The 15,167-nt window shown below is 70.4% G+C and carries 19 protein-coding genes; 7 read left to right on the top strand and 12 right to left on the bottom strand.

From position 1 onward, the window contains the following. Positions 1–55 precede the first annotated feature (55 nt). The 8 genes from ACFXB5_RS46380 to ACFXB5_RS46345 all read right to left on the bottom strand — a co-directional run bounded on the left by ACFXB5_RS46380 (position 56) and on the right by ACFXB5_RS46345 (position 6,215). Entirely contained in the window at positions 56–619 is a 564-nt protein-coding gene (locus tag ACFXB5_RS46380) for a hypothetical protein (RefSeq protein ID WP_385220117.1), read from the bottom strand. A 357-nt stretch (positions 620–976) separates the two neighbouring features. Continuing rightward, on the bottom strand, positions 977–1,306 hold the full coding sequence (locus ACFXB5_RS46375) for a TcmI family type II polyketide cyclase (protein ID WP_385220122.1): 330 nt from the start codon (positions 1,304–1,306) through the stop codon (positions 977–979). 2 nt (positions 1,307–1,308) lie between these two features. Continuing rightward, positions 1,309–1,773 carry an SRPBCC family protein gene (locus tag ACFXB5_RS46370; protein WP_037962524.1) on the bottom strand — a complete coding sequence of 155 codons (465 nt, stop codon included), beginning with the start codon at positions 1,771–1,773 and terminating at the stop codon, positions 1,309–1,311. A 2-nt stretch (positions 1,774–1,775) separates the two neighbouring features. Next, positions 1,776–2,033: an acyl carrier protein gene (locus tag ACFXB5_RS46365; RefSeq protein WP_138916870.1), complete on the bottom strand. Its 258-nt coding sequence runs from the start codon at positions 2,031–2,033 to the stop codon at positions 1,776–1,778. After that, positions 2,033–3,283, bottom strand: a complete 1,251-nt coding sequence (locus ACFXB5_RS46360; RefSeq protein ID WP_385220113.1) for a ketosynthase chain-length factor — start codon at positions 3,281–3,283, stop codon at positions 2,033–2,035. Before ACFXB5_RS46360 ends, ACFXB5_RS46365 begins: the two co-directional genes overlap by 1 nt. Continuing rightward, complete coding sequence (locus ACFXB5_RS46355) at positions 3,280–4,548, bottom strand: beta-ketoacyl-[acyl-carrier-protein] synthase family protein (RefSeq protein ID WP_385220110.1); 1,269 nt, start codon at positions 4,546–4,548, stop codon at positions 3,280–3,282. The genes ACFXB5_RS46360 and ACFXB5_RS46355 overlap by 4 nt, the downstream gene beginning before the upstream one ends. Continuing rightward, positions 4,545–4,952 (bottom strand): cupin domain-containing protein, encoded by a 408-nt coding sequence (locus tag ACFXB5_RS46350; protein WP_201852966.1) that lies wholly within the window; start codon positions 4,950–4,952, stop codon positions 4,545–4,547. Before ACFXB5_RS46350 ends, ACFXB5_RS46355 begins: the two co-directional genes overlap by 4 nt. 84 nt (positions 4,953–5,036) lie before the next feature. After that, entirely contained in the window at positions 5,037–6,215 is a 1,179-nt protein-coding gene (locus ACFXB5_RS46345) for a SchA/CurD-like domain-containing protein (protein WP_385220107.1), read from the bottom strand. A 165-nt stretch (positions 6,216–6,380) separates the two neighbouring features. Here ACFXB5_RS46345 and ACFXB5_RS46340 point away from each other — a divergent pair, with 165 nt between their 5' ends. The 3 genes from ACFXB5_RS46340 (at position 6,381) to ACFXB5_RS46330 (ending at position 9,199) form a co-directional block, all read left to right on the top strand. Then, the gene (locus tag ACFXB5_RS46340) at positions 6,381–8,024 is read left to right on the top strand and encodes an FAD-dependent oxidoreductase (protein WP_385220104.1); all 1,644 of its coding nucleotides are present in this window, start codon (positions 6,381–6,383) and stop codon (positions 8,022–8,024) included. Positions 8,025–8,378: 354 nt separating this feature from the next. Beyond that, on the top strand, positions 8,379–8,870 hold the full coding sequence (locus ACFXB5_RS46335; RefSeq protein WP_385220102.1) for a MarR family winged helix-turn-helix transcriptional regulator: 492 nt from the start codon (positions 8,379–8,381) through the stop codon (positions 8,868–8,870). A gap of 173 nt (positions 8,871–9,043) precedes the next feature. Continuing rightward, positions 9,044–9,199 (top strand): hypothetical protein, encoded by a 156-nt coding sequence (locus tag ACFXB5_RS46330; protein ID WP_385220099.1) that lies wholly within the window; start codon positions 9,044–9,046, stop codon positions 9,197–9,199. 39 nt (positions 9,200–9,238) lie between these two features. Here the strand turns inward: ACFXB5_RS46330 and ACFXB5_RS46325 are convergent, their stop codons facing one another. Continuing rightward, positions 9,239–9,397 carry a hypothetical protein gene (locus ACFXB5_RS46325; protein WP_385220096.1) on the bottom strand — a complete coding sequence of 53 codons (159 nt, stop codon included), beginning with the start codon at positions 9,395–9,397 and terminating at the stop codon, positions 9,239–9,241. Positions 9,398–9,438: 41 nt separating this feature from the next. Continuing rightward, complete coding sequence (locus tag ACFXB5_RS46320) at positions 9,439–9,681, bottom strand: hypothetical protein (RefSeq protein WP_385220093.1); 243 nt, start codon at positions 9,679–9,681, stop codon at positions 9,439–9,441. 158 nt (positions 9,682–9,839) lie between these two features. On the opposite strand from ACFXB5_RS46320, the gene ACFXB5_RS46315 reads away from it, so the two are divergent. Together ACFXB5_RS46315 and ACFXB5_RS46310 are read left to right on the top strand one after the other, a co-directional pair. Next, positions 9,840–11,009, top strand: a complete 1,170-nt coding sequence (locus ACFXB5_RS46315) for a helix-turn-helix domain-containing protein (RefSeq protein ID WP_385220090.1) — start codon at positions 9,840–9,842, stop codon at positions 11,007–11,009. 316 nt (positions 11,010–11,325) lie between these two features. Continuing rightward, positions 11,326–11,805 carry a hypothetical protein gene (locus ACFXB5_RS46310; RefSeq protein ID WP_385220087.1) on the top strand — a complete coding sequence of 160 codons (480 nt, stop codon included), beginning with the start codon at positions 11,326–11,328 and terminating at the stop codon, positions 11,803–11,805. A 145-nt stretch (positions 11,806–11,950) separates the two neighbouring features. On the opposite strand, the gene ACFXB5_RS46305 is transcribed toward ACFXB5_RS46310, so the two are convergent. Together ACFXB5_RS46305 and ACFXB5_RS46300 are read right to left on the bottom strand one after the other, a co-directional pair. After that, positions 11,951–12,607 carry a DedA family protein gene (locus tag ACFXB5_RS46305; protein ID WP_385220084.1) on the bottom strand — a complete coding sequence of 219 codons (657 nt, stop codon included), beginning with the start codon at positions 12,605–12,607 and terminating at the stop codon, positions 11,951–11,953. After that, positions 12,604–13,386 carry an MBL fold metallo-hydrolase gene (locus ACFXB5_RS46300; protein WP_385220082.1) on the bottom strand — a complete coding sequence of 261 codons (783 nt, stop codon included), beginning with the start codon at positions 13,384–13,386 and terminating at the stop codon, positions 12,604–12,606. Before ACFXB5_RS46300 ends, ACFXB5_RS46305 begins: the two co-directional genes overlap by 4 nt. Before the next feature lie 90 nt (positions 13,387–13,476). Here ACFXB5_RS46300 and ACFXB5_RS46295 point away from each other — a divergent pair, with 90 nt between their 5' ends. Together ACFXB5_RS46295 and ACFXB5_RS46290 are read left to right on the top strand one after the other, a co-directional pair. Next, positions 13,477–14,040 carry a MarR family winged helix-turn-helix transcriptional regulator gene (locus ACFXB5_RS46295; protein ID WP_385220079.1) on the top strand — a complete coding sequence of 188 codons (564 nt, stop codon included), beginning with the start codon at positions 13,477–13,479 and terminating at the stop codon, positions 14,038–14,040. Continuing rightward, positions 14,033–14,950 carry an EamA family transporter gene (locus ACFXB5_RS46290; protein ID WP_385220076.1) on the top strand — a complete coding sequence of 306 codons (918 nt, stop codon included), beginning with the start codon at positions 14,033–14,035 and terminating at the stop codon, positions 14,948–14,950. The genes ACFXB5_RS46295 and ACFXB5_RS46290 overlap by 8 nt, the downstream gene beginning before the upstream one ends. The last annotated feature ends 217 nt before the right edge of the window (positions 14,951–15,167 follow it).

Here is a 15,167-nt window from a genome sequence, read left to right as displayed (position 1 = left end):
GGGCACCACCGCTCGGCGGAGGTGCCACGGCAGCACGGAATACGAAGAGTCAGGCTCAGATCGCGGTGCCGGTCGGCTTGCGGCGACGCAGGGCGTAGGCGCCGGCGCCGAGGCCACCGAGGAGCAGGACCGAGCCGGCGGCCATGCCACTGCCCGTGGTGGCCATGCCGCCACCACCGGTGTGGACGCCACCGCGCGGCTTCTCGCCCTTCTCGTGGTCCTTCCAGGAGCCACCGGACCAGTCGTGGTCCTTCTTGCCGGACCACTCGTGGTCTTCGTGCTCCCTGCCTTCTTCCTTGCCCTCTTCCTTGCCCTCTTCCTCGCCGTGGGAGGAGGACCAGTCGCGCTCGCCGCCCTCGTCCTTGCCCTTCGTCTCCTCCTTGCCGTGCTCTTCTTCCTTGCCGTGCTCTTCCCGGCCTTCCTCGCGGCCGTGGTCGTCCTTGTCCTTCCAGGAGCTGCCGCCCTGGCCGTAGCCCTCCTCGGAGGACTCCTGGCTGCTCGAGTACCCGCCGTGACCGCCCGGGTCCGAGACGTCGGCGGCGAACGCGGCGGCGGGGGCGCCAAGGGTCAGGGTGGCGGCAATCGCCGCCCCGGTGAAGAGTGCGCGAGTAGATCGCATGAGCCATTCCTTCCGGCGCCGTCGCGATACTGACTATTTGCCAGATAAAGGGATCGCAGCGGCGTCTTGTCCACCGTCAGCGAAGAGGGCTTCCCCTGCCACTCGGCGCGGCCTGCGATCTGCTGAGTTGTAAGCCCTCTGGGTGGAGATAAGCGCAATGATCACTCATTTGCCGCGCGAATGGGCTGACGCCCTTTCACCTTTTCGGCAGACATCATTCCGATGAGCCCAGTAGTGTGAGATTTTCGCGCCCGGTGCATAACCGGTTCGCGACACCGTACGAAAGACGCCATACGAAAAGGGCCGCCGGGAGTCGAACTCCGTCGGCGGCCCCCGTGCGGCGCGATGCGTGCGGCGCTAGCCCTGGTCGCGGTCCCAGCGGTAGAACTCGTGGGCCATGGCGTCCTTGGGCTCGCGCCAGGTCGCCGGGTCGTACGCCTGCATATACGGCTGGAGGCGGGCGCTGACGTCGCGGAACTCCGGGTGTTTGGAGTACTTGGTGACCTCCGTGGCCGGCGGCCGCTCCGCCTCGATCAGATGCAGATACACATCGCCGAACTGGAAGAGGCTGCGGCCGGTGACGCCGATCAGCTTGGGCAGTTCGCCGCGGTCGGAGTCCGCGAAGATCTTGGCGACCTGCGGCGCCGCGTCCCGCTGCATCTTGGCGACGATCATGGTGCGGTACATGGTCATGCCCCCACCGTCTCCCGGGCCCGCTGCTCGATCTTGTCCCGGATCAGATCCATCTGGATACGGGAGTTGCGGTTGATGTGGTCCGTCATCGTGGGGTCGTCGACCGGCGCGTCGGGCCGCATCTCGAAGTCCTGGGTCCAGCGCATGCGGGTGCCCTCGGACTCCTCCTCGTACTCCCAGCGGATGTTCATGTAGGCGAAGGGGCCGGGCTCCACGCGGCGCGCCCAGACCGTGCGCACATCGCGGGCCGTCTCCCGCTCGGAGACCCAGGACCAGACCTTGCCGTCCTCGTCGGGGTGCATGGTCAGCCGGAAGGTGGTGGTGTCCCCGGTCCGCTGGAGCACCTCGACCGAGGCGTACTCGCTGAACAGCTGCGGCCAGTTCTCCAGGTCGTTGGTCATATTCCAGACGAGGTCGAACGGTGCCTTGATCATGACCTCGTTGTCGGTGTGGCCTGCCATCTTCATGCTCCTGAGGTAAGTGAGGTGTTGATGACGTCGAGGAAGTCGCCGGGGGTCTTGCAGCTCTCGGCCCCCGGTTCGATGGGGGTGCCGTACCGGTTCTCCAGCTCGCCGACGATGGCGAGCAGACCGAGCGAGTCCAGGCCGTACTCCTCGAAGGTGGAGTCCGGCCGGGTCCGCATCATGTCCGGGTCGACGGTGAGTCCGGCACACCGCTTCATCAGCGTGGCCAGTTCTCCGTAGGACAGTTGACTGGACATCAGTAATCTCCTTCCGGTCCGCGGAGCACGAGCGCCGCGTTGCAACCCATGAGTCCTCTGCTGAGCACCAGCGCCGTCCGCGGCTCGGCGGGGCGGGAGCTGCGGGTGACGAGGTCGAGGTCATGGCAGACGTCGGTGACGTACGGGGTCGGGGGGACCACCCGGTGCTCCATGGAGAGCAGCGCGGCCGCCACGTCCAGCGTGGGAGCCGCGCAGTGCACCCGGCCGAAGCCGGTCTTCGGCGCGGTCACCGGGACCCGGGTGCCGTGCGGCCCGAGGGCGTCGGCGATCGCCAGCGCCTCGGCGCGGTCCGCCTCGGGCACCCCGAGCGCGTCGGCGAAGACCACGTCGATCTCCTCCGGTGCGCATTCCGCGTCCTCCAGGGCCACGCGGATGGCCTGGGCGAGCCCCTCCCGGGACCGCTCCCACCGGGACGGCCCGGTGAAGGTCGAGCCGTAGCCGGCGATGAAGCCCCGGATCCGCACCCCGCGGCGCCGGGCGGCTCCCTCCTCCTCCACGACCAGCATCGCCCCGCCCTCCCCGGGCGCGAATCCGCAGGCGTCCTCGGTGAACGGCAGATAGGCCCGGCCCGCGTCACGGGCGTGGCTGAGCTCGTCCCAGCCGAGCATGCAGACGATGGAGTACGGCGCCAGCGACGCCTCGGAGGCGCCCGCCACCACCGCGTCCGCCCCCCGCCGGATGGACCGGCGGGCGTGCGCCAGCGCGTCCAGACCGCCGGCCTCGTCGTTCGCCACCACCCCGCAGGGGCCCTTGAACCCGCCGCGGATGGAGACCTGGCCGGTGCTGGCCGCGTAGAACCAGGCGATGGACTGGTACGGGCCCACATAGCGCGGCCCCTTGCTGTACAGCTGCTGCAGCTCGCGCTGGCCGAACTCACCGCCCCCGGAACCGGCGGCGGTCACCACGCCCACGGCGAACGGCGACATGTCGTCCACCGGCAGCTTGGCGTCGTCCAGCGCGAGATCGGCCGAGGCCATCGCGAAGTGGGTGAAGCGGTCGGTCTGGACGAGGAACCGCTCCTCGATCATCGAGCCCGGATCGAAGCCGCGTACCTGGCCGCCGATCCGGACCGGGAAGTGCTCACTGCCCTCTCGGGAGATCCGGTCCAGGAAGGTGATCCCCTCCCGGGTGGCCTTCCAGAAGGCGTCGGTGCCCACTCCGTTGGGGGCGATCACACCGAGGCCCGTGACGGCCGCGCCCCGGTTCCGGGTGCTCTTCGCGGATGTCATGCCGCACTCCCGTCCGCCCGGCTCAGCACCACCGCGGACTGGAAGCCGCCGAATCCGCTGCCGACCGACAGCACATTGCGCAGCGGGAGGGCGCGGGCGGTGCGCGGGACATAGTCGAGGTCGCATTCGGGGTCGGGGGTCTCGTAGTTGGCCGTCGGCGGCACCACGCCATGGGCGAGTGCCATGGCGCAGGCGACCACCTCGATGGCGCCGATCGCCCCCAGGGAATGGCCCACCATGGACTTGATCGAGCTCATGGGGGTCTTGTACGCGTGCTCGCCCAGGGACCGCTTCACGGCGGCCGTCTCATGCCGGTCGTTCTGCTTGGTGCCCGAGCCGTGGGCGTTGACGTAGTCGACCTCGGAGCTGTTGACGCGGGCGTGGCCGAGGGCGTGGTCGATCGCCTCGGACATCTCCAGCCCCTCACGGGTCAGACCGGTCATGTGGTAGGCGTTGCCGTAGGTGGCGAACCCCCGGAACTCGCAGTAGACCCGCGCCCCCCGGGCCCGGGCGTGCTCCAGCTCCTCCAGGACCAGCACGGCGGCGCCCTCGCCGAGGACGAAGCCGTCCCGGTGGGCGTCGAACGGCCGGGACGCGGTGGCCGCGTTGTCGTTGTTCGCCGAGGTCGCCTTGATCGAGTCGAAGCAGGACACGGTCAGCGGGGTGATCGGCGAGTCCGCGGCCCCGGCGATACACACATCGGCCCGCCGCTCCTCGATCGCCTGGAAGGCGTATCCGATCGCGTCCAGACCGGAGGTGCAGCCGGTCGAGACGGACTGCACCGGGCCCTGCGCCCCGGTCAGCTCCGCCACCCCGGAGGACAGCGCGCTCGGCGAGAACGCGTGCTGAAGGTGCGGGCCCGCCTTGCGGTGGTCCACGGCCCAGTGCTCACCGGCGTCGCTGACCTTGACGTAGTCCTGCTCCAGCCGGGTGGACGCGGCGACGGCGCTGCCCAGCGAAACCCCTATCCGCCAGGGGTTGAGTGCCTGGAGGTCGAGACCGGAGTCCCGTACCGCCTCCTGGGCCGCCACCAGCGCGAACTGCACATAGCGGTCGGAGCGTTCGATCTGCTCGAAGCTCAGACCGCCGGCCAGCGGGTCGAAGTCGCATTCGGCGGCGATCCGGGAGCGGAACCGCTCCGCGTCGAAGAGCGTGATGTTGCGGGTGGCCGTACGGCCCGCGGTGAGCATGTCCCAGAACGCCGGGACGCCCACACCCCCCGGGGCGACGACACCGAGCCCGGTGACCACCACCCGTCGGGTCACGACGTCGCCTCGGCGGGTTCGGCGGCCTCCGTGTCCACGTGACCGAGCTCGGGGCGCGGCGCCAGGGGCCCGAGATGGAAGACCATCCGGGCCTCGGTGCTCCCCACATTGCGGAACCGGTGCCGCATGTTGATGGGGATGAGGATCGCCTGGTCGGGGCGGAGCGGATGCGCCTCGCCGTCCAGGTCCACCTCCATGTCGCCGCTGACGACGTACACGAACTCCTCGGAGTACGGGTGGTAGTGCTCGGCGACCCGTTCACCGGGCCCCACGATGGCCATCCCCATGAAGCCGCTCGTGGCGCCCACCAGAGGCGGTGTGAGCATGGCGCGCACATCGCCACCGCGCCGGCGGTTGGGGGCGACCGCGGCGAGGTCGACGACGAGAGGGGACTGCGTGGTCATGATGAGTTCCTCCAGGTAGCGTTGCGCGGTCCGCGCCACGGGGGGTGGAAAGGTGCGAAGGGGGAGAAAGGGGGAGAGGCGTCGTCAGTGGTCCGCCGACTTGCGGTCGGTGACCGGGGTCATGTCGCAGTCGGCGAGGAAGCGGCGCTGCCCGTCGTCCATGGACAGGTCGACCACCGCACCGTCCGCCCCGAGGTCCAGCAGGCGGCCCAGTACGGCGGCGGCCCGCCGGCCGCTCACACCAGCCGCCATGGCGGGGTTCCGGTCCAGCGGCGCGGCCAGGTCCACCAGCCGCACCACGATGTCGTCACGCTGGAAAATGGTGCTGCTCAGCAGGGTCTTGGCGGTCTGGTCCGCGGCCATCTCCTTGTTCACCGCCAGCTCGTCCTGCCGGGCCAGCAGACTGGCCACCGCCGGGCCGCAGCCGGTCTTGACCGGGTAGAGCAGGGCGTGCCGGTGGACGCCCTGGGCGGGGCGCGGCCCGCCGGCCGTCATGTGGTGGACCACCGGAAGCGAGGCGCGGGCGAAGAACTCCCGTGCCGAGCTGGGGTCGTCGAGGTTGCGGTCCTCCTCCAGATACGGATTGAGGGCCTCCTCGGCCGCCCTGATCTCCGGCTGCCGGGCCACGAAGCGCAGCGCCGCGGTCAGATCGCCCTTGACCTCCACGGCCCGCACCACCCGGTTGCCGCTCATGAACACCGAGGTGCGGGAGAGCCGGGTGGTCTCGTCGACCCGGGCCTGGGGCGAGGCGTAATCGGCGAGGATCTTGGCGACGGCGTCCTCGCTGCCGGGCTTCACGGTGAAGGTGAGCGCCTGCCGGACCAGCCCGTCGCCGACCCGCAGCGCGGCGTCGACGCCCCGGGTGGTGACATCGACCGGCGCGGACCCGGCGGTCAGGGTCTCCCGCAGAATGCTGAACCGCAGTGAGCGGGTGTCCTCCACACAGCCGTGGAAGGGCTTGACCATCTCCCGGTGCGCGGGGGAGTCCACCCAGGCGAGGAACGGAGGGGCGCTTTCCCATTCGCTGGTGATCAGCCACTGCGAGGGGTTCTCGATGGACTGGCACAGCTGGTCGCTGATGTGCCCGGGCACCGCGGCCACCTGCTGGGACAGCTGATCGTAGGCACGCAGAAAGCGCTGCTCGGCACCGCTGTTGACCTGCACCAGCAACACGACGCGCAATCTGGTGTCGGTGAGAGCGGATTCCACGGTCGTCGGCGACTGAGTCACCGTGGTCTCCGGAACGTCGGACAGGGTGCTCATATTCCACTCCTCATCTCGCGGACGCGTCCTTCCGGGCATCGAGGACACCCGCCCGTTAGACGATCGTGAAGTGCTCCCACCAATGGCGCGAGATATGTGAGCCATCCGAGCGAACGCCTGGTCAGCGCCCCGGAGCGGCCCGGAAACACCGGGCATAGCAGCACAATGAACCGTCTTGCCGACAATGCTGAGCGTGTGCCCGTCCTCATCGCGGGCGGCTCCCTGGTGGGCCTGTCCGCCTCACTGTTCCTGGGCCGACTGGGGATCGGTCATCTACTGGTCGAAAAACACCCGCGCACCTCGCACCACCCGCGCGGACGGGGGAACAACATCCGGACGATGGAACTGTTCCGCACCGCCGGAGTGGAATCCGCGATCCGCGAGGCCGCGTCCGTCCTGGCCGACAACCACGGAATCCTGCAGACTCCATCCCTCACCGGTACCGAGGGCAACTGGCTCTTCCGGGAGATGGACCCGGGTGGCAAGGCCGCCCGGATCAGCCCTGCCGGATGGTGCCTGTGCAGCCAGAACGACCTGGAGCCGGTGCTGCTGAGCGCGGCCCAGGGGCTCGGTGGCGAGCTGCGGTTCTCCACCGAGCTGATCTCCTTCGAGCAGGACCCGGACGGCGTCACCGCCACCCTCCTGGACCGCAGGTCCGAGCGGCGCTCCACGGTCCGCGCCGACTACCTCATCGCCGCCGACGGCCCCCGCAGCCCGGTGCGCGAAGCCCTTGGCATCGGGCAGAGCGGACGCGGAGAGCTGTTCCACAACGTGTCCATCACCTTCCGCGCCAAGCGGCTCGCGGACGCGGTCGGAGACCGCCACTTCATCGCCTGCTACCTCACCAACCCCGAGGCCGACGGGGCGCTGCTGCCCGTCGACAACCAGGAGAGCTGGGTCTTCCACGCCCCCTGGCACCCCGAGCACGGCGAACCGCTGGAGGCGTTCGACGACGAGCGCTGCGCCCAGCACATCCGCACCGCCGTCGGCATGCCCGACCTGGAGGTCGAGATCACCGGAAAGGCGCCCTGGCACGCGGCCGAGCGGGTGGCGGACCACTACTCCGACGGCCGGGTCTTCCTCGCCGGGGACTCCGCGCACGAGATGTCGCCCACCGGCGCCTTCGGCTCCAACACCGGAATCCAGGACGCCCACAACCTCGCGTGGAAGCTCGCCGCCGTCATGGGCGGCTGGGCGGGCCCCGCGCTGCTGGAGACCTACGGTATGGAGCGGCGGCCGGTCGCCCAGGCCACCAGCGCCCGCGCCGCCGCCCGTTCGGCCGAACACAGCCACCCCGGCTACTCGGCACCGGCCACCGAGGACCGGGGCCCGCAGTCCAACGTCATGGCCGTCGCCATGGGCTACCGCTATGTGCGCGGCGCGGTCGCCGGCGCCGACCCCTCCGCCCCCGCGGTGCCCGACCACTTCATGGTCTCGGCCGAGCCCGGCAGCCGCGCACCCCATATGTGGGTGCATCGCTGCGGGGTGCGGCTGTCCACCCTCGATCTGTACGAGCGCACCTGTGTACTGCTCACCGGGCCGGGCGGCGCCGCCTGGCACGAGGCCGGCCGCCGCGCCGCCGACGCCCTCGGCGTCCCCCTGGACTGCTACCGGGTGGGCGAAGGACCGGACCACGAACTCGCCCCCGAACCCGGCACGGACTGGGCCGAACTCCACGGCACCGCCCCCGACGGAGCGGTCCTGGTCCGCCCCGACGGCTTCGTCGCCTGGCGAGCGGAACGCTCGGTCCCCGACCCGGAGGCCGCGATGACGCGAGCGCTGCGAGAGGTCCTGCGGCTGGACGGCTGACCCCGCCTCTCCCGGAGGCCATCGGCGTCCGGACGCCACCCCGCTTCCGGGTGCCACCCGCCCGGGGCTACGGGACGCGGCGCCGGGCGCCGGGCCGGGGGCGCTCCCTTGTGCCCTCCGAGACCTGCGGGAGGGCGGGACGCCCTATGCGGCGGCAGGGGGCTCCTCCTCGTCCGCCGGGGGCGGCTGTTCATCGGGCTCGCCCTGGTCCCCGACTAAGGACGCCTGGACGCGCTATTCCGAATGGTGACGGGACGTGCATGGGGTGGAGGAAATGCGCCGCGCCACCGCGACGGCGGTTGATGCGGCCTTCGACAGTGTTCAGGTTGGGCGCGCGGATGTAGCGTCGTGATCATGGACTTTCTGACTGGCACCGCCACCGACCAGGCGCCGGCCGATCCGGCTGCCACCGACGACATGCTGGCCAGCCAGCCCATCGGCTACTGGAGTGGTCAGGCTCACGCGGCCGTTACCCGGCATCTGCGTGACGCCATGGCTGGGATCGACGTCACGCAGCCGCAGTACTGGGTACTCAACAGCGTCAAGTACTGGCCTGCGGCGCCGAGCCGCGACGAGATAGCCGCCCAGCTGTTACCCCTTGCAGACGGGCAACACGAGATCCCCCGTATCGTCGCCCAGTTGCTCCACCGCGGCTGGCTGCGGACCGACGCCGGACATCGTCTGTACCTCACCGACGCAGGAGAAGCCGCCAGGATGCGGCTGCGCGAACTGGTCACCGAACTTCGTGCTGTGGTCCACGACGGCATCAGCGACGAGGAGTACGTGGCCGCGCTCAAGGTGCTGCGCAGGATGATCTCCAACGTTGAGGGCGCCAGGAACCCGTAGGTCATCCAAGATCGTGGCTGCGTTCGTCCGCTCCCGCCTGGGCGCGATGTTCCCGTACGTACCGAAGCAGCCGGGCTGGAACAAGCGGCTGCGGGCCGCCGCTCCCGCTGAACAAGCAGGCGATACCGCTCCTCTGGGGCCTGAGGCTGTACCTGGTGTGCACCCCAACCGGAATGCCGATTCTGTGGTCGTTGGCGAACCCGAAGCTGGACGAGGTGCTGATGGCGATGCTGGACCGCGGGCCGGAAGCGGTGACCGAACGGCCTGGTCTGCTACTGATCGCCGAAGAGGGCTTCGACTCCAACCGGCCTCCGTCAAAACGTCACTGAGCCCCGCTCCTAACAGTTGGAGCGGGGCTCAGTGGCAGGTCAGTCGACGTCTGCTCCTCTCAGGAGGAGTTCGTCACCGGCGGGGAAGCGCGCCGTGCCGCCCTCCTCCCAGGTGACCACGACAGCTAACCCGCCCATTGGCCCCTGGGCGGTCGACGCCTCCTTGACCGTGCGCCACTCGCCGGCGTAGCCGATCACGTCACCCGGACCGATCAGGGCAGCGCGCTTGGTGGGCAGGCTTAACCGTTCTTGTCGGCGGGCCTGATGCGGTCCAAAGGGGCTTCCCATTCGAGGCCACCTCCCTTCGGCCGCATGTACGCCGTTTGGCTGAACAGCTTTCCGGTCCCCTTGGCGCGCTCCTCAATCACGCCTTGCAGCTCGCCTGTGCATCCAGTCTCGGTGTCTTCGACAAGCGTGCCCTTTGGGTACGGCAGATCGCCGTGGCTGAGTACCGTCGGTGGCTTCTCTTTTGTCTGTGCCATGATCCCTCGTCCCACCTGCGCATATGTGTCTCACACAAGAGAACTGCCGCCGTGCAAAGCGAACTTGCACACCTCTTGCACAGGGCGCAGGCGCATGCGTGCTGAGAGTGAGACGATGGATGAGAGGTAACGCCAGTCGAGTGGGGAAGACGCACACTATGAGCGCGACCAAGATTCCCGGACCAGGTGCGAATGTGGCTGTCTGCCGCAAGGCGCGCGGCTTCAGCCAGGTTGCCCTTGCCCGGCGTGCAGGTGTGTCGGTTTCGCTGCTCAGCAAGATCGAGGTAGGTGACCGCGCACTGACCCAGGGCATTGCCGCCGCTCTCGCTCAGGCCATGGGTTTGACGCTGGATGAGCTGCTGGGCACGGCCCCCGTCGAGCGCACCGACGAGAAGAGCCTTGCCGCCCTCAATTACGCAATTCGGCGGTTCGACATCCCCGACACGCCACCGTCACACCCTGAGGACCTTCCGCGCGAGCTGGCCGAGCTGAACGAGCACCGTTACCGCACGGAACTGTCGGCGGTCCTCCAGAAGCTCCCTGGCGTGCTGGCCGACGCCACCAACTGCGCGCACGCCACCCAGTCGCCCGACGCCTGGACTCGCGTCGCCGATGCGTACTCGGTGGTCTATTGGCTGGCCGCCCGGCACCGCTGGATGCACCTTGCCGAATTGGCCGTCATGAAACAGCGGCTGGCCGCCGAACGTGCGCACCCGATTGCCGCCACGGTGGCCGCCCGGGATGAGGCCGGAGCCTTCCTCAACTCCGGTGACTTCGCTGGTGGGTTGGCGATCGTGGACCGCGCAGTGGTTGAGGCCGAGGCGACGCTGCGGGGACGTGACCGCGCGTACGGTCTGGGCATCCTGCACCTGCGTGGGCTAACGCTGGCCGGTCGGCTCAAGGAGAAAGCCACCGCCGAACGGCACATCGAGGCAGCATGGCAGGTGGCCGAGGAGTTCCCCGAGGACATCGAGGACCACGGCATCCACTTTGGGCCCGAGAACACGGCTGTACACGTCATCTCGACGGCTTCCGACATGGAGGACTACCGCGAGTCCCTCAACACGGCGGACGACTTGGTCCGGGGTGGGTTGACGCTTCCGGCCACGCGCGTTGGTCCGCTGCACATGAACATCAGCCGGTCAAAGCTCGCGCTGGGCGACAGGGGTGGCGCCCTTGAATCGCTCGAAGCAGCTTGGGACGTCGCGCCGGAGATGGCTCGCGTCCACCCGACCAGCCAAGAGCTGATGCGCGTGCTCACCTCGCTGCACCGCCGCAGCAACCCCAGGCTGACCAAGCTCGCCAAGCGTGCTGGTGTGCCCTTCTGACTGCCGCTGGCAATACTCTGAACTGAGTTGGCAGAGCGCCGGTTGGCGGGTCGGGGGCGGATGATGGCGACGACTTCGAACGGTGGAGCCGAACCGCCAGAGGAGAGGAACCCGGCTCTCCGTTTGCGTCGCCTCCGGAGGTCATGGCGAAGATCGTGGAGCCCATCACCTCAACCATGTTCCAGAACGTGGCCAAGTCCCTTCGGGAGCGCCCGGAAAATAGCAAGTAACCCAGCACGCAGGAGAAGGCCATAACGTCTTCATCGGCGATCACACCGCAGGGAATGTGTATCCGCCTGCCGCAGGAGAGAGCCTGGTGAAGCAGCGGCAGAAGTTCCACCTTGACTTCCTCAACCACACGCTGAAGCAGGCAGAGTGGACGTTCCGTTTGAGCGTGTGGTTTATGACCGGTGGTGCTCTGATCATCCTCGCGGGGGGTGTGTTGGCACTTGTGCACGCGGGGAACCCTGACCTCAGTTACCTACCGCTGGTGACAAGCCTGACGGGTGGGTTGATCACGGTTGGCGGTGGCGCGCTGGCGCTGCACTCGAAGCGCACCATGGCCAACCTCACGAAGGCCGCCGAGGAGAACGAGAAGAAGATCGACATCGATCACAAGCTTGAAGTGGCGACAACCTTTATCGACCGTGTTGAAGACCCGGAGGCGAAGGACCGCCTCAATTCGGCTGCCGCGATGAAGGCTCTGGGTATGGAAACGAAGCCAGAGACGATGGTTGACCGTCTTCTGCCGGGTGAGCAGCCCAAGGAGATCGAGTCAGGGGATTCGACAGGCTGAGTCTCCTTGGGCCCGGCGTTCGCAGAAGCGGTCGGGGCGGGGCGTCACGGTCGGAAGGAGTGGAGCCGGCTGGCCGCCGCGGGGGTCGGCGTTGTGGCCGGTGCGACGGCGGCCCTGCCCGGCTGCGACTCTCAGGGTGTCGCCGTCAGCCCGCGGTCTCGCTCTGGGTGTCGCGGGCGGTTCGGCGGCGCAGGCGGCGCCACAGTGCGGGGGCCGTGCTGATCACGACCGTCAGGACCACCGCCGCCGCCACGCCCTCCCAGGGCTCGGCGAAGAGCGAGCCGCCCAGGATCCCGATCAGCTGATACGTCACCGCCCAGGCCAGCGCCGCGGGCCCGGCGCCCCGAGCGAACCTCCGCAGTGGCCAGCGCGCCAGCAGGCAGGCCAGCATCACCGGTATCCGCCCCGCCGGGATCAGCCGGGACAGCACCAGAACCGCCACCCCGTGCTCGTCCAGCCGCGCCTGTGCCTGGTCCAGCCGCTCCGGCGCCGCGTGGTCGTGGATCCGCTCCAGCCACCGCGAGCCGTTCTTCGAGCGCACCCCGCGCCGCCCGAGCCAGTACAGCATCACATCGCCGGAGAAGGCGGCCAGCGAGGCCACTCCGAAGACCACCAGCAGCGACAGCGGGGGCGCGGTCTGGTGGATGGCGACCACCGCCGCCGAGGAGACCACCGCCCCGGTGGGCACCACCGGCACCAGCGACCCGAACACCACCAGCAGGTACAGCGAGGGGTACCCCACCGCCTGCTGTGTCGACTCGGACGGCACGCTCCGCGCCAGGTCCGCCAGATCGCCTATCACCTGGCGGGCTCCAGCCGCACGCACTCCCCGTGCACCAGCCGGTGCACCACCGCTTCGGGGGCGAGCCGCCCGGCGTGGCGTACGAAGTCGTCGCCCGGGGAGTGGAATTCATGCGGACGGATCGCGTCCATCCCGATCGGCCAGTACGTCCCGTAGTGCACCGGCACCGCGCAGGGTGCCCCCAGCCGGGCCAGCGCCTGTGCCGCGCGGCCCGCGTCGAGATGGCCGGGGCCGAGGTACGGGCCCCAGCCGCCCACCGGGAGCAGCGCCACATCGCAGGCGCCCACCGTCTCCGCCATCCCGTCGAACAGCCCGGTGTCGCCCGCGAAGTACGTGGTCGACTGGCCGCTCAGCACGTACCCCAGCGCGGGCACCCGGCTCGGCCCGTACGGCAGCCGCCGCCCGTCGTGCGCGGCCGGTACCGCCCGGATCCGCACCTCGCCGACCGTGCACACGTCCCCCGGCGCCATCTCGGTCACCCGCAGCCCCCTCGCCGCGACCACCCGCCGCAGCCCGGGTACCGCCCGCCCGGCCCCGCGCGGCACCACCAGCCGGGTGCCGGGCGGCAGCTTGGCCAGCGAGCCGAGGTGCAGATGGTCGGCGTGCAGATGCGAGACCAGCGCCACGTCCGCGACCGCCGCGGCGGCCGGTGGCACGGCTCCCCGGCGGCGCCGCAGATGGGCCAGCCGCCGTACGAAGAGGGGGTCGGTCAGCACCCGCACACCGGAGTCCCGCACGGTCGCGGTGGCATGCCCCCACCAGGTGATCTCCACCGACATCTCCCGCCGCCTCCCTCGGGCCGTCCCGCCTCGATCCTCTCACCCCGCCGGGTGGGGCATGGATCAGCCGACGCCGGGTATGCATGACTCATGCATGATGAGAGGCAACGCGTAGCGAATCTGCTGGGGGCCACGGCGCTGGCGATCACCGACGATCTGCTCAGCGCCCCGGCCGCCGCGTCCCGCCTGAGCATGAGCGCGGCCGCCGCGCTGATCGTGCTCCGCGCCGACCCCGGCGTGAGCGTGACCGAGCTCGGCCGCCGGGTGGGGCTGACCCAGTCCGCGGCGGTGCGCATGGTCGACGGGCTGGAGCGGGACGCCCTGGTCGAGCGGCGGCGCGGAATCGGCAACTGGACCGGGGTCCACCCCACCGCCAAGGGCCGGCGGACCGCGGGCCAGTTGCTGACCTCCCGGACCTCCCGGCTCACCGGGGTGCTGGACGGCCTCGGCGAGGTGGAGGTCCGCGACCTCGGCGCACTGCTGGCCACGCTGCTCGACGGGCTCTACCAGGGCAGTGGCTCGGCCGACCGGATGTGCCGGCTGTGCGACCGGACCGCCTGTACCCCGGACGGCGTGGAGTGCCCGGTCGGGGCCGCGGACCGGGCGGCGGCACGGGCGGCGCCCGAGGACGGGGCCCGTACGGACCATGGGTGAGCTGCTGGCCGTCGCCTCGGCGCTCTGCTTCGGCACCACCCACTTCCTGAGCGGCCTGGTCTCCCGCCACCGGCACGGAGTGACGGTCGCGGCCTGCGCCCAGGCGGGCGGCACGGTGGTCAGCCTGGTCCCGGTGCTGCTCACCCAGGGCGCCAACGCCCCGCCATCGGCACTGGGCTGGGGCGCGCTCTCGGGCCTCGGCACCGGTGTGGGCGTGGCGTGCCTCTACTGGTCGATGAACCAGGGGCCGATGAGCGTCGTGGTGCCGGTCAGCGATGTCACGGCGGTGGGCCTGCCGGTGCTGGCGGGGATCGCCCTCCTCGGCGACCGGCCCTCGCCCCCGGCGCTCACCGGGATCGCGCTCGGGCTGCCCGCGCTTTGGCTGGTCTCGCGCGGGGAGCCGCGTGAGCCCCGTGAGCCAAGCGGGCCGCGCGGGCCACGTGAGCTGCGCGGGCCGCGTGGGCCGCGCGAGCCGGGGCACGGGCCGGGCGCCGATCGGCTGCGCCCGGCCGTCGTCATGGCGCTGGTCGCCGGAGTGGGCCTGGCGCTGCACTTCTTCGCGCTCGCCCGGATACCGGCCTCGGCCGGATGGTGGCCGGTGGTGGTCAGCCGGGCCGTGTCGGTGGCCGTCATCCTGGCGCTGCTCCCCGCGACCGGCGCCTCCCTGCGGCTGCCCCGCCGGGCGGCCGCCGGGGCGGCGGTGGCGGGCGCGCTCGGCACCTTGGCGACCATCCTCTATCTGCTCGCCACCCGGCAGGAGTTGCTGTCCGTCGCCGTGGTGCTGTCCGCGCTCTATCCGGCGGTGCCGGTGCTGCTCGCGCTGACGTTCCTGCGGGAGCGGATCACCCGGCCCCAGGCCGTCGGGCTGCTCGGCGCGGGGCTGGCCATCGGTCTGATCGCCCTCAACTGACTGCTTACCGCCTTCACCGGTTCCGCCGCGTGGAGGGGCTCCGCCCCAGACCTCGGACGGGGGCTCCGCCCGGCGCGCCTTTCGCGGCTGGGCTCGCCACCGCCCGGCCCCCGGCGTCGGCCCCTTACGGGGTGTCCGGCGGGCCATGCGGCGGAATCGCATATCGAGGCTTTCCCCTCCCCGCCCCTTCCCGATACCAGGGGCTCCGCCCCTGGAC

The organism is Streptomyces sp. NPDC059455 (assembly GCF_042750115.1).
GTDB classification, from domain to species: domain Bacteria; phylum Actinomycetota; class Actinomycetes; order Streptomycetales; family Streptomycetaceae; genus Streptomyces; species Streptomyces endocoffeicus.
The sequence above is the reverse complement of the archived record's forward strand: the minus strand, read 5'-3'. Positions and strand labels throughout refer to the sequence as shown.

Bases quoted from the DNA above. Each gene is read 5' to 3' on its own strand.
- ACFXB5_RS46380 (WP_385220117.1), bottom strand. From the start codon at position 619: ATGCGATCTACTCGCGCACTCTTCACCGGGGCGGCGATTGCCGCCACC.
- ACFXB5_RS46345 (WP_385220107.1), bottom strand. From the start codon at position 6,215: ATGAGCACCCTGTCCGACGTTCCGGAGACCACGGTGACTCAGTCGCCG.
- ACFXB5_RS46315 (WP_385220090.1), top strand. From the start codon at position 9,840: ATGAGCGCGACCAAGATTCCCGGACCAGGTGCGAATGTGGCTGTCTGC.
- ACFXB5_RS46330 (WP_385220099.1), top strand. From the start codon at position 9,044: ATGCCGATTCTGTGGTCGTTGGCGAACCCGAAGCTGGACGAGGTGCTG.
- ACFXB5_RS46360 (WP_385220113.1), bottom strand. From the start codon at position 3,283: ATGACATCCGCGAAGAGCACCCGGAACCGGGGCGCGGCCGTCACGGGC.
- ACFXB5_RS46340 (WP_385220104.1), top strand. From the start codon at position 6,381: ATGAACCGTCTTGCCGACAATGCTGAGCGTGTGCCCGTCCTCATCGCG.
- ACFXB5_RS46370 (WP_037962524.1), bottom strand. From the start codon at position 1,773: ATGGCAGGCCACACCGACAACGAGGTCATGATCAAGGCACCGTTCGAC.
- ACFXB5_RS46375 (WP_385220122.1), bottom strand. From the start codon at position 1,306: ATGTACCGCACCATGATCGTCGCCAAGATGCAGCGGGACGCGGCGCCG.
- ACFXB5_RS46365 (WP_138916870.1), bottom strand. From the start codon at position 2,033: ATGTCCAGTCAACTGTCCTACGGAGAACTGGCCACGCTGATGAAGCGG.
- ACFXB5_RS46300 (WP_385220082.1), bottom strand. From the start codon at position 13,386: ATGTCGGTGGAGATCACCTGGTGGGGGCATGCCACCGCGACCGTGCGG.
- ACFXB5_RS46295 (WP_385220079.1), top strand. From the start codon at position 13,477: ATGCATGATGAGAGGCAACGCGTAGCGAATCTGCTGGGGGCCACGGCG.
- ACFXB5_RS46320 (WP_385220093.1), bottom strand. From the start codon at position 9,681: ATGGCACAGACAAAAGAGAAGCCACCGACGGTACTCAGCCACGGCGAT.
- ACFXB5_RS46350 (WP_201852966.1), bottom strand. From the start codon at position 4,952: ATGACCACGCAGTCCCCTCTCGTCGTCGACCTCGCCGCGGTCGCCCCC.
- ACFXB5_RS46290 (WP_385220076.1), top strand. From the start codon at position 14,033: ATGGGTGAGCTGCTGGCCGTCGCCTCGGCGCTCTGCTTCGGCACCACC.
- ACFXB5_RS46335 (WP_385220102.1), top strand. From the start codon at position 8,379: ATGGACTTTCTGACTGGCACCGCCACCGACCAGGCGCCGGCCGATCCG.